The organism is Rhizobium sp. AQ_MP (assembly GCF_014237835.1).
In the GTDB taxonomy this organism is placed as follows: domain Bacteria; phylum Pseudomonadota; class Alphaproteobacteria; order Rhizobiales; family Rhizobiaceae; genus Allorhizobium.
The window spans coordinates 94,414-109,105 of sequence record NZ_JACJVI010000012.1 but is presented as its reverse complement, the minus strand read 5'-3'; the positions used below and the strand labels follow the sequence as shown (position 1 = coordinate 109,105).

12 protein-coding genes are annotated in these 14,692 nt (G+C 62.6%); all 12 read left to right on the top strand.

Annotation, left to right across the window (positions count from 1 at the left end; genetic code table 11):
• Positions 1 to 72: 72 nt before the first annotated feature.
• The 12 genes from H6M51_RS17380 (at position 73) to hutH (H6M51_RS17325) (ending at position 14,691) form a co-directional block, all read left to right on the top strand.
• The gene (locus H6M51_RS17380) at positions 73 to 1,386 is read left to right on the top strand and encodes a sugar ABC transporter substrate-binding protein (protein WP_185811089.1); all 1,314 of its coding nucleotides are present in this window, start codon (positions 73 to 75) and stop codon (positions 1,384 to 1,386) included.
• Between the two features lie 143 nt (positions 1,387 to 1,529).
• Entirely contained in the window at positions 1,530 to 2,402 is an 873-nt protein-coding gene (locus H6M51_RS17375; protein ID WP_185811088.1) for a carbohydrate ABC transporter permease, read from the top strand.
• A gap of 11 nt (positions 2,403 to 2,413) precedes the next feature.
• Positions 2,414 to 3,238, top strand: coding sequence for a carbohydrate ABC transporter permease (locus H6M51_RS17370; protein ID WP_185811087.1), 825 nt, complete (start codon positions 2,414 to 2,416; stop codon positions 3,236 to 3,238).
• Between the two features lie 12 nt (positions 3,239 to 3,250).
• Positions 3,251 to 4,249 carry an ABC transporter ATP-binding protein gene (locus H6M51_RS17365; protein WP_185811086.1) on the top strand — a complete coding sequence of 333 codons (999 nt, stop codon included), beginning with the start codon at positions 3,251 to 3,253 and terminating at the stop codon, positions 4,247 to 4,249.
• Positions 4,246 to 5,025 (top strand): L-iditol 2-dehydrogenase, encoded by a 780-nt coding sequence (locus H6M51_RS17360; RefSeq protein WP_185811085.1) that lies wholly within the window; start codon positions 4,246 to 4,248, stop codon positions 5,023 to 5,025. The genes H6M51_RS17365 and H6M51_RS17360 overlap by 4 nt, the downstream gene beginning before the upstream one ends.
• Positions 5,026 to 5,061: 36 nt before the next feature.
• Positions 5,062 to 6,546, top strand: a complete 1,485-nt coding sequence (locus H6M51_RS17355; protein ID WP_185811084.1) for a mannitol dehydrogenase family protein — start codon at positions 5,062 to 5,064, stop codon at positions 6,544 to 6,546.
• A gap of 6 nt (positions 6,547 to 6,552) precedes the next feature.
• Positions 6,553 to 7,260, top strand: a complete 708-nt coding sequence (locus H6M51_RS17350; protein ID WP_185811083.1) for an HAD family phosphatase — start codon at positions 6,553 to 6,555, stop codon at positions 7,258 to 7,260.
• Positions 7,253 to 8,878 carry an FGGY family pentulose kinase gene (locus H6M51_RS17345; RefSeq protein WP_185811082.1) on the top strand — a complete coding sequence of 542 codons (1,626 nt, stop codon included), beginning with the start codon at positions 7,253 to 7,255 and terminating at the stop codon, positions 8,876 to 8,878. The genes H6M51_RS17350 and H6M51_RS17345 overlap by 8 nt, the downstream gene beginning before the upstream one ends.
• Before the next feature lie 138 nt (positions 8,879 to 9,016).
• Positions 9,017 to 10,390 (top strand): formimidoylglutamate deiminase, encoded by a 1,374-nt coding sequence (gene hutF / locus H6M51_RS17340; RefSeq protein WP_185811081.1) that lies wholly within the window; start codon positions 9,017 to 9,019, stop codon positions 10,388 to 10,390.
• A 43-nt stretch (positions 10,391 to 10,433) separates the two neighbouring features.
• Positions 10,434 to 11,942 (top strand): histidine ammonia-lyase, encoded by a 1,509-nt coding sequence (hutH, locus tag H6M51_RS17335; protein ID WP_185811080.1) that lies wholly within the window; start codon positions 10,434 to 10,436, stop codon positions 11,940 to 11,942.
• Entirely contained in the window at positions 11,939 to 13,159 is a 1,221-nt protein-coding gene (gene hutI / locus H6M51_RS17330; RefSeq protein ID WP_185811079.1) for an imidazolonepropionase, read from the top strand. Before hutH (H6M51_RS17335) ends, hutI begins: the two co-directional genes overlap by 4 nt.
• Entirely contained in the window at positions 13,156 to 14,691 is a 1,536-nt protein-coding gene (hutH, locus tag H6M51_RS17325) for a histidine ammonia-lyase (protein WP_185811078.1), read from the top strand. The genes hutI and hutH (H6M51_RS17325) overlap by 4 nt, the downstream gene beginning before the upstream one ends.
• Position 14,692: the final 1 nt, after the last annotated feature.

Here is a 14,692-nt window from a genome sequence, read left to right as displayed (position 1 = left end):
CATTTTGCGCGCCCAAAGTGAGTAATTGCCCATGAGCAAAGCGAATGCTCATTACTCTTCTGGGAGGAAGACATGAACTTGAAGACGATTTTGCTGGGCGCCTGCTCAGCGCTGGCGCTTGCCGGCATGGCCTCGGCCGAAACCCTGACAATCGCAACCGTCAACAACGGTGACATGATCCGGATGCAGGGTCTGACCTCGGAATTCACGTCGAAGAACCCCGACATCCAGGTCGAGTGGGTCACGCTCGAGGAAAACGTTCTGCGCGAGCGCGTCACGACCGATATCGCCACCAAGGGCGGCCAGTACGACATCATGACGATCGGCACGTACGAAGTCCCGATCTGGTCCAAGCAGGGTTGGCTGCTGCCGCTCGACAACCTTGGCGCTGACTATGCTGTCGATGATCTGCTGCCGGCCATCCGCTCGGGTCTGACCGGCGACGATGGCAAGCTCTATGCCGCGCCTTTCTACGGCGAGTCTTCGTTCATCATGTACCGCAAGGACCTGATGGAGAAGGCCGGGCTGACGATGCCTGACGCGCCGACCTGGGAGTTTGTCGCCGACGCTGCCCGCAAGATGACGGACCGTGCAAACGACATCAACGGCATCTGCCTGCGCGGCAAGGCCGGCTGGGGCGAGAACATGGCCTTCCTGACGGCCACCTCGAATGCGTTTGGCGCCCGCTGGTTCGACGAGAACTGGAAGCCGCAGTTCGATCAACCGGAATGGAAGAACACGCTCGACTTCTACGTCAAGCTGATGAACGACGCCGGCCCGCAGGGCGCCTCGTCGAACGGTTTCAACGAGAACCTCGCTCTCTTCCAGCAGGGCAAGTGCGGCATGTGGATCGACGCCACCGTCGCTGCTTCCTTCGTGACCAACCCGAAGGATTCGACCGTGGCCGACAAAGTGGGCTTCGCGCTCGCTCCCGACACGGGTCTTGGCAAGCGGGGCAACTGGCTCTGGGCCTGGAACCTCGCCATCCCGGCAGGGTCGCAGAAGGCGGAAGCCGCTGAAAAGTTCATCTCATGGGCAACCAGCAAAGCCTATCTCGAGCTCGTAGCTTCGAAGGAAGGCTGGGCCAACGTGCCCCCGGGCACGCGTACCTCTCTCTACGAGAACCCGGAGTACCAGAAGGCGGCGCCCTTTGCGAAGATGACGCTCGACTCGATCAACGCGGCTGACCCGAAGGCCCCGACGGTCAAGCCGGTGCCTTATGTCGGTGTGCAGTTCGTGGCCATCCCCGAGTTCCAGAGCCTCGGCACCTCCGTCGGTCAGCTGTTCTCCGCTGCGCTTGCAGGCCAGATGTCGGTCGATGATGCGCTTGCCCAGGCCCAGAGCCTGACCGAGCGCGAGATGACCCGCGCCGGCTACATCAAGTAATCCACCTCCCGAACCAACCTGCCCGGATCGCGATCCGGGCAGGAGAAGCCCCGACCGCTTGCGACCAATACAAGTCGGCGTCACCTAGCTTCCAACAGGTCTTCGGACCTTGTTTACTGAAGTCCATCAGGGCGAGCTTCATCATGGCTACTCAAAACACACGCACACTGGCCCGTCTGATGATGGCGCCATCCGTCGGTCTCCTGTTGATCTGGATGATCGTACCGCTGGCGATGACTCTGTGGTTCTCGTTCCAGAACTACAATCTGCTCAATCCGGCCAATGTCAGCTTCGGTGGCCTGTTCAACTATCGCTATTTCTACACGGATCCGGCATTCTTCCAGTCGGTATGGAATACGCTGCTGATCGTTGGCGGGGTGCTGTTCATCACGATCGTCGGCGGCATCCTTCTCGCACTGCTGCTGGATCAGCCGATGTTCGGCCAGGGGATCGTGCGCATCCTCGTCATCTCTCCCTTCTTCGTCATGCCACCGGTCGCCGCGCTGATCTGGAAGAACATGATCATGCATCCGGGCTACGGCGTGCTGGCGGACATCAACCGGGCGCTGGGCCTGAACCCGGTCGACTGGTTCGCACAGTATCCGCTGTTCTCGATCATCGTCATCGTTGCGTGGCAGTGGCTGCCGTTTGCGACGCTCATTCTGTTGACGGCGCTGCAGTCGCTCGATGTCGAGCAGAAGGAAGCCGCCGAGATGGATGGTGCGAACTTCATCAACCAGTTCATCTATCTGACGCTGCCGCATCTTGCCCGCGCCATCACCGTCGTCATCCTGATCCAGACGATCTTTCTGCTCGGTGTCTATGCGGAGATCCTGGTCACGACCAATGGCGGTCCGGGCTATGCCTCGACCAACCTCGCCTTCCTCATCTATCGCACCGCGCTTCTCGGTTATGACGTCGGCGGAGCGTCTGCGGGTGGCATCATCGCTGTCGTGCTTGCCAATCTGGTTGCCATCTTCCTGATGCGCGCCGTCGGCAAGAACCTGGACCGGTAAGGAGATCGACCATGGCCCGTGCCACAAGCCCCCGCCGCAAGGTGATCTTCACTCTCCTCGCCTGGATCGTCGCCTTCGTGATCTTCTTCCCGATCCTCTACACGCTGATCACCAGCGTGAAGACGGAGACGGAAGCCATCCAGGGCTTCGACCTGATCCCAACCTTCACGCTCGAGAACTACGTGACGGTGAACACGCAGCGGGATTACATCAAGCCGTTCATGAATTCGGTGATTCTCTCGGTCGGCTCGACGATCCTCGCGCTCATCGTCGGCATTCCCGCCGCCTGGGCCATGGCCTTTTCGCCGACCAGGCGGACCAAAGACATCCTGATGTGGATGCTGTCGACCAAGATGATGCCGGCGGTCGCCGTGTTGGTGCCAATCTATCTGCTGTTCCGTGACTTCGGTCTGCTCGATACCCGCATCGGCCTCACCATCATGTTGACGCTGATCAACCTGCCGATCGTCATCTGGATGCTCTACACCTATTTCCGCGAGATCCCCGGCGAGATCCTGGAAGCGGCGCGCATGGACGGTGCATCCCTTTTCAACGAGATCGTCTATGTGCTGACGCCCATGGCGCTGCCGGGGATCGCCTCGACGCTTCTCCTCAACATCATCCTCGCCTGGAACGAAGCGTTCTGGACGATCCGGCTTACCACCACCAATGCGGCGCCACTCACGGCCTTCATCGCCTCCTTCTCCAGTCCGCAAGGATTGTTCTGGGCGAAGCTGTCGGCGGCCTCGACGATGGCGATCGCGCCGATCGTGATCCTCGGCTGGTTCAGCCAGAAACAACTCGTGCGTGGCCTCACCTTTGGCGCCGTCAAGTAAGGAAACCCGACCATGGGCAGCATCAAACTCGAACAGCTCTCCAAGTCCTTCGGCGAGCATGCGGTCATCCCGGGGATCGACCTTGAAATCAACGACGGCGAATTCGTCGTGTTTGTCGGCCCTTCGGGCTGCGGCAAGTCCACCCTGCTGCGCCTGATCGCTGGCCTGGAGGATGCGACCGGCGGAAGGATCCTAATCGACGGCAAAGACCAAACGCAGACGCCACCGGCGCAGCGCGGTCTTGCCATGGTCTTTCAGTCCTATGCGCTCTATCCACACATGAGCGTGCGCTCGAACATCGGCTTTCCGCTGAAGATGGCGAAAGTCGACCCGGCCGAAATCAGCCGCAAGGTGGAGGAGGCAGCCCGCATTCTCAACCTCACCGACTATCTGGAGCGTCGCCCGGGGCAGCTCTCGGGCGGCCAGCGCCAGCGCGTCGCGATCGGCCGTGCCATCGTGCGCAATCCGCGCTGCTTCCTTTTCGATGAACCGCTCTCCAACCTCGACGCCGCTCTGCGTGTCGCCATGCGGCTGGAAATTACCGAGCTGCATCAGAAGCTCAAGGCAACCTCCATCTATGTGACCCACGACCAGGTGGAGGCCATGACCATGGCCGACAAGATCGTCGTGCTCAACAAGGGACGCATCGAGCAGGTCGGTTCGCCGCTCGAACTCTATCGCAGCCCGGCCAATCTCTTCGTTGCGGGCTTCATCGGGTCGCCGAAGATGAACCTGATTTCCGGCCAGGCGGCTGCGGCGCATGGCGCACACACGATCGGCATCCGGCCGGAGCATGTGACGCTGTCGACCACCGAGGGCATGTGGCGCGGACTGGTCACGGTCGCCGAACATCTCGGATCCGACACCTTCCTGCATGTCCAGGTCGAAGGCGTGGGGACAATCACGACGCGGACCGGTGGCGAATTCCCGGTCCGGCACGGCGACACGGTTTATGTAACGCCGGATCTCGCGCGTCTGCATAAATTCAATGACAAGGGACTGGCAGCATGACCGGTAGACTTCAGGGAAAATCCGCAATCATCACCGGTTCGGCTCGCGGTATTGGTCGCGCCTTTGCGGAAGCCTATGTTCGCGAGGGCGTCGCGGCAGTCGCAATCGCCGATATCGATTTCGAACGGGCCTCGGCGACGGCGGCCGAGATCGGTCCTTCGGCATATGCTGTGAGGATCGACGTCTCTGATCAAGAGTCGATCGATGCAGCGATTGCTGCCTGTGTCGAACGTGCCGGCGGCATCGATATCCTCGTCAACAATGCGGCGATCTTCGATCTTGCGCCCATCGTCGAGATTACCCGCAAGAGCTATCAGCGGGTCTTCGACATTAATGTCGGAGGGTCGCTCTTTACCATGCAAGCCGTGGCGCGCCAGATGATTGCCCAGGGGCGCGGGGGCAAGATCATCAACATGGCAAGCCAGGCGGGACGACGCGGCGAAGCACTCGTCGGCGTGTACTGTGCTTCAAAGGCTGCTGTCATTTCGCTGACCCAATCGGCAGGCCTCAACCTCATCAAGCACGGGATCAACGTCAACGGGATCGCGCCCGGCGTCGTCGGCAGCGAGATGTGGGACGAGGTGGATGCGCTTTTCGCCAAGTATGAAAACCGTCCGCTTGGCGAAAAGAAGAAGCTGGTCGGTGAGGCGGTTCCCTTCGGTCGAATGGGCCGGGCCGAAGATCTGACCGGCATGGCGATCTTCCTCGCCTCGGCGGAAGCCGACTACATCGTTGCCCAGACCTACAATGTCGACGGCGGAAACTGGATGAGCTGACGGTTCCCCCTGTTTCCCAAGCCAAGGAATGCACCCATGACGACCAAACTCTCGCTTGCAACTCTTGCCGACATCGGCGACCGGGCCTCCCTGCCCCGCTATCGTCGCAACGAGATCCGTCCCGGAATCCTGCATTTCGGCGTCGGCAATTTTCACCGCGCCCATATGGCGATCTATCTGCACGAGCTGTTCAACCAGGGGCGCGACCTCGATTGGGGCATCATTGGTGCCGGTGTGATGCCGTCCGACAAGCGCATGCGTGACACGCTGAAGGCACAGGATTTTCTGACGACCGTGGTCGAACAGGACATCGATCGTTCCGCTGCGACGATCACCGGCCCGATGCTCGATGTTATCACGGCACCGGATTTCGACCGGATCATCGCAACACTGGCTTCGCCGGAGATCCGCATTGTGTCGCTGACCATCACGGAGGGCGGCTATTTCATCGATGCCGCGACCGGAAAGTTTGATCCCACCCATCCCGCGATCGTTGGAGATGCCAGTGATCCAGACCATCCGAAGACGGTCTTCGGCCTGATTATTGCTGGCTTGAAAGCTCGCAAGGCAGCCGGGATTCCGGCCTTTACCGTCATGTGCTGCGACAATATCCCCGGCAATGGCGAGGTCACCGAAGCGACCGTCTGCGGACTTGCGCGACTGTCCGATCCTGAAATCGCCGACTGGATCCACCACAACGTCGCCTTCCCGAATTCGATGGTGGACCGGATCACGCCGGCGACCGGACAACGGGAGATCGACATGACCCGCGACGCCTACGGCATCGAAGACGGCTGGCCGGTGTTCTGCGAAGGCTTCAAGCAGTGGGTTCTGGAAGACAAGTTCCCGCTCGGACGACCCGCGCTTGAGGATGTCGGGGTTACCTTCGTTCCCGATGTCGCCCCTTACGAGTTGATGAAACTCCGGATCCTCAATGGCGGCCATGCGGCGATCGCCTATCCGGCGGCGCTGATGGACATCCACTTCGTGCATGAGTCCATGGAAAATCCCTTGATCCGCGCCTTTCTGGCGAAGCTGGAAAATGACGAGATCATTCCTGTCGTGCCGCCTGTCCCGAATACCAGCCTGCAGGACTATTTCTCGCTGATCGAGACCCGATTCTCGAACCCGAAGATCGGCGACACCATTCCGCGCCTTGCGCAGGACGGGTCGAACCGCCAGCCGAAATTCATTCTGCCCTCGACAGCCGACCGACTGGCCAAGGGGCTTGATGTTCAGGGTCTGGCGCTCGTCTCGGCCCTATGGTGCCGTTATTTCGAGGGCGAGAGCGACGGCGGCAAGGCGATTGCCTTCAACGACCCAAGTGCCGAACGGCTGCATTCAGCGGCACTTGCGTCGCGCGGGAATGCGCAGGAGTTTATCGGCATTACCGACATCTTTGGCGCCGTCGGAAGCAATCCCCAGTTCCGCAAGCGTTTCGACGAAGCCATCGGCAGCTTGCGCAGCCATGGCACCGCCGCTACGCTCCAGCGCTACATCGACGGAACCCTTGCCAGCTGAGTGATCATGGACCCGCAGCCGATCCGCCTTGTGATCTTCGACTGTGACGGCGTTCTCGTCGACAGCGAGGGGATTGCGCTGGAGGTTCTGGTCGAGGCGCTCGCAGAAAAGGGGATCTCGCTTTCGACCGACGAGGCAGCGGACCGTTTTCTTGGTCGAAGCCTAGGATCTCTGGCAAAGGTCGTGCGCTCCGAATTCGGCATCGAAATCGACCCACCCTTTCTCGCCAACATGCGCGAAGTGCTCTACGCCCGCTTCCGTTCCGAACTGAAGCCTGTAGCTGGCGTGGCGGCCGCCATCGACAGCCTGAAGGCTGCGGGAGTTGCTTGTTGTGTGGCGTCATCGAGCCAGCGGGAACGGATCGAGCTCTCGCTTTCGGTGACGGGCCTCCTCACGCGGCTGGCGCCCCATATCTTCAGCGCCACCATGGTGGAAAACGGCAAGCCGGCCCCGGATCTTTTCCTGCATGCGGCGCGGCAGATGGGATTTCAGCCATCGCAGTGCCTTGTCATCGAAGACAGTCCAGCCGGCATCCGCGCCGCACAGGCCGCGCGCATGCGGGTTCTCGCCTTCACTGGCGGCTCGCATACGCAGCATGCCAGCTACGAGACATCCCTTGGCAAACTGCATCCGGATGGACAGTTTGACGCCATGGAGAATCTGCTCCACTTTGTCCTCGGCGTGAGGAGACCGGAAGATCTGACTGATGCGTGAACACCTCTTGGCCGTGGATGTCGGCACGGGCAGTGCGCGGGCGGGGGTATTTGACCTCAGCGGCCGGCAGCTGGCGCGGTGCGTCGTCCCGATCAGCGTTCACCACTCCCTCCCCAAGCACATGGAGCAGAACAGCGAGGAAATCTGGTCGGCGGTCTGTGAGGCCGTGAAGGCTGCGCTTGCCGAAAGTGGCATTGGCGCGGCGAGCGTTCTGGCAATCGGCTTCGACGCAACCTGCTCGCTGGTCGTCCGCGATCATCACGGCAGACCACTTTCCGTTTCCGAAACGGGGGCAGCCGGCCTCGATACCATCCTCTGGATGGATCATCGGGCGCTGGCGGAGACCGAGGCCTGCAATGCAACTACCGACCCCATTCTGGAGCGTTTCGGCGGACGGCTTTCGGTCGAGATGCAGATCCCCAAGCTGCTTTGGCTGAAGACCCACCGACCCGATCTCTGGTCCGCCTGCGGACAGATCTTCGATCTCTGCGACTACCTGACCTGGCGGGCGACAGGATCGGCAAAGCGCAGCCATTCGGCGCTTGCCTCGAAATGGGGCTACACGCCCGAGGCGCCTGGTACGCCTCCAATCGACTACCTGAAGAAGATAGGACTTGGCGACCTGATGGAGCGGGCGGGCCTGCCTCTGCAATCCGAACCGCCGGGCCGACCGATCGGCCGACTTTCGACAATCAGCGCCCGTGAACTGGGTCTCGACGAGGACTGCCTCGTGGCGCCTGGGCTGATCGATGCCTATGCGGGGACCGTTGGCCTGTTTGCGGCAGGTGAGCGGCCGGAGGTGCCATTGTCATCGGAAGCCGTGCTGATTGCGGGAACCTCGAGCTGCATCGTGCGGCTTTCGCGCGAACCTGTATCCGGGGCCGGATGCTGGGGCGGGTTCCGCGATGCGGCGATTGCGGACCTATGGCTGACCGAAGCGGGTCAATCTGCGTCCGGCGCCTTCCTCGACCACATCGTCTCCCTGCATCCGTTTGGCGGCATACCGACAAAGGCCCGCCACCGGGCAATCCTCGATGCGATTGCCGAGCATCTTGCCGGCGAGGGCCCGGATTTCGGACTGCCGATCAGTGTGCTTCCAGATCTGCATGGCACCCGGTCACCGGTGTCGGATCCCTTTTTGACGGGCATCATTGCCGGCATGGATCTCGACCGGAGCGAGCTTTCGCTGCACAGGCTTTATTGGCGCAGCTGCGTGGCACTTGCCTGCAGCATCCGGCATATCCTCGACCATCAGCCGCGACGCGCCGGAGCCCCGAGGCAGCTGCTGCTGGCCGGCGGGCTCGCGGACCATCCGCTGCTGGCCCAGCTCTATGCCGATGCCACGGGCTGCGATGTCTTCGTGCCAGCGGATTGCGACGCCGTGCTGCTCGGCTGCGCGCTGCATGCGGCCGTCGCCGCTGGGGCCTTTCCGACAACAGCGGAAGCGGGGAGGCAGATGCGGTTTGCCATGGGACATTTCCCAGCGTCACCGACCCGCCAGGCCGCCCTTTCCCGCGACCACGCCCTGCTCAAGGCGATGATGCGCCACCGGGACGAGCTCACCTTGCTGGCCTCGCCGCGGATCGCCGAGCCGAGTGCCACTCCTCTCGCCATCTGAGCTTTCGCGAAGGCCGAGCGGAATTCCGGCACTCGCCCGACGGTGATTTTCGACTTCGACTGCCAGACCTGTCGAAGCCCTCTTGCGTCAAAACGCTGAACCCGCCATGTTGCCTATACAACTTGCAAAGGTTTCGCGATGAAAGCTTCCCAAAGTCTGTTCTGTGAGCGTGTGCTCCTGCCCGAAGGCTGGGCAAGCGATGTGACAATCGGGATCGATCAGAGCGGCAAGATTGCCTCGATCGAGCACGGTACGGTGCGTGGGCCGGATTCGACGACACTGGCAGGACCTGTGGTTCCCGCCCTGCAAAACCTGCATTCTCACGCTTTTCAGCGCGCCATGGCGGGTCTTGCAGAGCAGGCAGGCTCGTCCGATGACAGCTTCTGGACCTGGCGTGAGACGATGTATCGACTGGTCGGGCAGATGTCGCCCGACGATGTCGAAGCCGTGGCGACGAAGTTGTATAGTGAACTTCTGAAAGGTGGCTTTGGTCAGGTGGTGGAATTTCACTATTTCCACCATGCCTTGACCGAGGTCGGGAGGTCTGACGGCTTCGAAATGTCGAGCCGTATCCTGCGGTCAGCAGAGACGGCGGGGATCGGCCTCACGCACCTGCCCGTCTTCTATGCCCATTCCGGTTTCGGTGGGCTTGCGCCCAATGCCGGACAGCGTCCGTTCATCCATGATATCGACAGTTTCCTCACCCTGCTCGATCGGCTGACACCCGCGTGCAAAGCTGCCGAGGTAGAGCTCGGCCTCGCCATCCATTCGCTGCGTGCGGCCACGCCCGATGAGATGCGTGCCATGCTTTCGGCGGAGCAGACGGGCGGACCGATCCATATCCATGTCGCCGAGCAGGAACGGGAGGTGGAGGACTGCCTTGCCTGGAGCGGCCGCCGCCCGGTCAGCTATCTGCTCGACGAATTTGCGGTCGACGAGCGCTGGTGTGCCATCCATGCGACGCATATGACGGCGGAGGAAACGGCGCGACTGGCGAAATCCGGTGCGGTTGCAGGACTTTGCCCGGCCACCGAAGCCAATCTCGGCGACGGGATCTATCCCGCAACGAACTTCATGGCCCAAGGCGGACGCATAGGAATCGGCACGGACAGCCATGTCGCAACCTCCGTGGCGGAGGAGCTGCGCGTGCTGGAATATGGTCAGCGGCTGCGCGATCGGCGCCGGAACCGGCTTGTGTCGGGTCCCGGAGCCTCGGTCGGCCGCACGCTGATCGACGCCAGCCTCTCCGGCGGGGCTCAGGCTGCGGGTGTCAAGACGAGCGGCATTCGCGTCGGCGCGCGCGCCGATCTTGTCGTCCTCGACGGCGCTAACCCCTTTATCGCCACGGCCAAGGACGACCAGGTCCTTGACCGCTGGATCTTTGCACTCGGCAGCGAGGCCGTGCGCGACGTGATGGTTCGTGGAGACTTCGTGGTCCAGGAGGGTCGCCACCGGGCCGAGGAACGCATCGACAGCTATTTTGCCCGTGCGCTGAAGAGGATCCTGCAATGAGTTTCCTTAGCCGGCAAATTGTTTTTAGCGGATGGAGTGCCTGATGGTGCCGACGATCACTCTCGATACGGTGCTGACATCTGATGCAATCGCTGCCATTGCCGAGGGCGCCAGGCTGGCCTTGAGCGAAACGGCGCGGCAGCGGATTCTCGATGCCCGCGCGATCGTCGATGCCCTGGTCGACCAGGGTATCCGCGGCTATGGCATCAATACCGGTGTCGGCGCACTCTGCGACGTGGTCATCGATCGCGAGGAGCAGGCGTCACTCTCCCGCAATCTGCTGTTCAGCCATTCCTGTGGTGTCGGTGAGCCGCTTGGGCGGGTCGAAACACGCGCCATCATGGCGGCTCAGATCGCCAATTTCGCCCATGGTTATTCGGGCATCCGGCCTGAGGTCGTCGAGACGCTGATTGCGCTTCTCAATAGCGATATGCTTCCGGTGATCCCGTCGAGGGGTTCTGTCGGTTACCTGACGCATGGCGCGGCCATCGGGCTCGTGTTGATCGGGTCCGGCGAATGCCGTCATGACGGCAAGCGAGTGTCGGGCGCGGACGCGCTGGCAGCGCTCGGTCTGAAACCGCTGGTGCTCCAGGCCAAGGAAGGTCTGAGCCTGATCAACGGCACACCCTGCGCCACCGGTCTGGCATCCCTCGCCGTCGTCAGGCTCGCGCATCTCGTCGACTGGGCGGATGCGTCAGCGGCGATGAGTTATGAGAACCTCGGCGCGCAGACCGATCCATTTGCGGAAATGCCGCTTTCCCTGCGGAAGTCCGCTGGCCTGCAGCAGGTCGGAAAGAATCTGCGGACATTGCTGGCCGGGAGTGCGCTTCTGGCGGAATCTGCGGGCAAGCGGACGCAGGATCCGCTCAGCCTCAGGGCCGTGCCGCATGTGCATGGCGCGGTGCGCGATGCGCTCGTTGAGGCCCGTGCGGTCGTGGATCGGGAGCTGGCGAGCGTCACCGACAATCCCGCCGTCAGCGGCTCGCCTCAGGACCCGAAAGTGCATTCGCAGGCGCATGCCGTCGGTGCCGCCCTTGGCCTTGCCATGGATCATCTGGCGACGGCCGCAGCCGAACTCGCCGCCATTTCCGAGCGGCGGATCGACCGGCTGGTCAACCCGCTGGTGAGCGGCCTGCCCGCCTTCCTCGCCTCGGGAAGCGGCGTCGAATCCGGCTTCATGATCATCCAGTATACTGCGGCAGCGCTGGTCGCCGGAAACCGCCGGCTCGCGATGCCGGCAAGCCTCGACGGTGGCATCACCTCCGGGCTGCAGGAAGACATCCTGACCCATGCAACGCCGGCTGCGGCCAAGGCGCTCGCCATCCTCGACAATCTCGAAACGGTGCTCGCCATCGAACTCACTGCCGCCGCGCAGGCCCATGACCTGCAGTCTACCAAGGCGGGCAAGGCTGCGATGACCCAACGAATCTACGAGCGGATCCGCCATGCGGTGCCCTTCTACCGGGACGACCGGCCCCTGAACAGCGACATCCAGCAGATCCGAACACTCCTGAAGACGACGGCAGCCTGGTCCGAAAGCGAGGGCACATGACGACTATCCTCACCAATGCACGACTGGCGACCATGTCACCCGAGCGGCCAGGGCTCGGCATGATCGAGAATGGCAGGGCGGTGATTGAGGGCGGACGGATCGTCGCCGTCGGAGAGACGGACGAGATCGCGATCCCCGGCGGTGCCGACGTCATCGACTGCGAGGGACGGTGGGTGACGCCTGGCCTCATCGATTGCCATACGCATCTGGTGCATGCCGGCAATCGGGCACGTGAATTCGAGATGCGTCTTGCCGGCGCCTCCTATGAGGAAATCGCACGCGCTGGCGGCGGCATCGTCTCGTCCGTGCGCCAGGTGCGAGAAGCGAGCGAGGCGGAGCTTGTCTCGCAAACGCTTTCCCGGCTCGATGCGCTGATCGCCGAGGGCGTGACGACCGTCGAGGTCAAATCCGGCTACGGGCTGACCGTCGATGACGAGCTCAAGATGCTGCGAGCGGCCCGACAGCTCGCCGACAAGCGTGCGATCGCCGTCACCACGACCTATCTCGGAGCCCACGCGACGCCCACCGACTACAAGGGGCGCAATCGCGATTTCATCGACGAGGTCGTGCTGCCGGGCCTTAAGGCAGCCCATGCGGAGGGACTGGTCGATGCAGTGGACGGCTTCTGCGAAGGCATCGCCTTTTCGCCTGAGGAGATGCGGCTTGTCTTCGATGCGGCTCGGTCTCTCGGACTGCCGGTGAAACTGCATGCGGATCAGCTGTCGAACCTCCATGGGGCGGCCCTTGCCTCCGAATATCAGGCGCTGTCGGCAGACCATCTGGAATACACCGATGAAGACGGCGCTTCCGCGATGACCAAGGCCGGAAGCGTCGCGGTGCTCTTGCCCGGCGCCTATTACTTCATCCGTGAGACGAAGAAGCCGCCGGTCGATCTCTTCCGCAAACATGGAACGGCCATGGCGCTTGCCACGGACTGCAATCCGGGCACCTCGCCGCTCACCTCCCTGCTGCTCACCATGAACATGGCGGCCACGTTGTTTCACATGACGGTCGAGGAATGCCTTCTCGGCGTGACCCGCAATGCCGCCCGCGCGCTCGGGCGTCTCGATACGGTCGGCACCATCGAGGTCGGCAAGCGGGCCGACCTTAACATCTGGTCGGTCGAGAGCCCGGCGGAGCTTGTCTACCGCATCGGTTTCAACCCGCTGCATCAGCGCATCTGGAACGGCCACATCACCAAAGGAATTCTGTCGTGACCATTACGCTTCACCCCGGCCGCGTCTCTCTCGCCGAACTGGCCGAGATCTATTGGAGCGGCGAAAGCGCCGTACTCGACCGCAGCTTCGATGCCGGCATCGAGAAGGCTGCCGCCCGCATTGCGGAAATCGCCGCCGGCAACGAGCCGGTCTACGGCATCAATACCGGCTTCGGCAAACTCGCCTCGATCAAGATCGATGCGGCCGACACGGAGACGCTGCAGCGCAATCTGATTCTCTCGCATTGCTGCGGCGTGGGCCAGCCGCTTGGTGCCAATATCGTGCGCCTGATCATGGCGCTGAAGCTGATCTCGCTTGGTCGTGGCGCCTCGGGTGTACGCCTGGACCTGGTTCGCCTCATCGAGAGCATGCTGGAGAAAGGCGTCACCCCACTCATTCCCGAAAAGGGCTCCGTCGGCGCATCCGGTGATCTCGCGCCGCTCGCGCATATGGCCGCTGTGATGATGGGCGAGGCGGAGGCTTTCTATAAGGGCGAACGGCTTTCCGGCGCCGAGGCGCTGAAGCGCGCGGGGCTGACGCCCGTCGTGCTTGCGGCCAAGGAAGGTCTGGCGTTGATCAACGGCACGCAGGCCTCGACGGCGCTGGCGCTGGCCGGCCTGTTCCGCGCCCATCGTGCAGCCCAGGCAGCACTGATTACAGGCGCGCTCTCGACGGATGCCGCAATGGGCTCGTCGGCACCTTTCACTGCCGACATTCACACGCTGCGTGGCCATAAGGGGCAGATCGATACGGCAGCGGCCCTGCGTGGACTGCTTTCCGGCTCCGTCATCCGGGAAAGCCATCTGGAAGGCGACGAGCGGGTGCAGGACCCCTATTGCATCCGCTGCCAGCCGCAGGTCGATGGCGCCTGCCTAGACCTGTTGCGCATGGCGGGGCGCACGCTCGAAATCGAAGCCAATGCCGTCACCGACAATCCGCTCGTGCTCTCCGACATGAGCGTCGTCTCGGGCGGTAACTTCCACGCCGAGCCGGTGGCTTTCGCCGCCGACCAGATTGCGATCGCCGTCTGCGAAATCGGCGCGATCGCACAACGGCGCATCGCGCTCTTGGTCGATCCGGCCCTGTCCTACGGGCTGCCGGCCTTCCTCGCCAAGAAGCCGGGGCTCAACTCCGGTCTGATGATCGCGGAGGTTACGTCGGCTGCGCTGATGAGCGAAAACAAGCAGATGGCGCATCCGGCCTCGGTCGATTCGACGCCGACATCCGCCAATCAGGAAGACCATGTCTCGATGGCCTGCCATGGCGCACGGCGCCTGCTTCAGATGACCGACAACCTCTTCTCGATCATCGGGATCGAGGCGCTGACGGCAGGACAGGGCGTGGAATTCCGCGCGCCGCTGACGACGAGCCCGGAACTGCGAAACGTAATCTCCGCCTTGCGTGCCCACGTTGCCACCCTGGAGGAGGACCGCTACATGGCGCCCGATCTCGAGGCCGCCGGTCGCCTGGTGGCGGACGGGACGCTGGTTTCGGCTGTTTCCGCCGGGCTGTTGCCGGGGCTGGAGGGCTGAG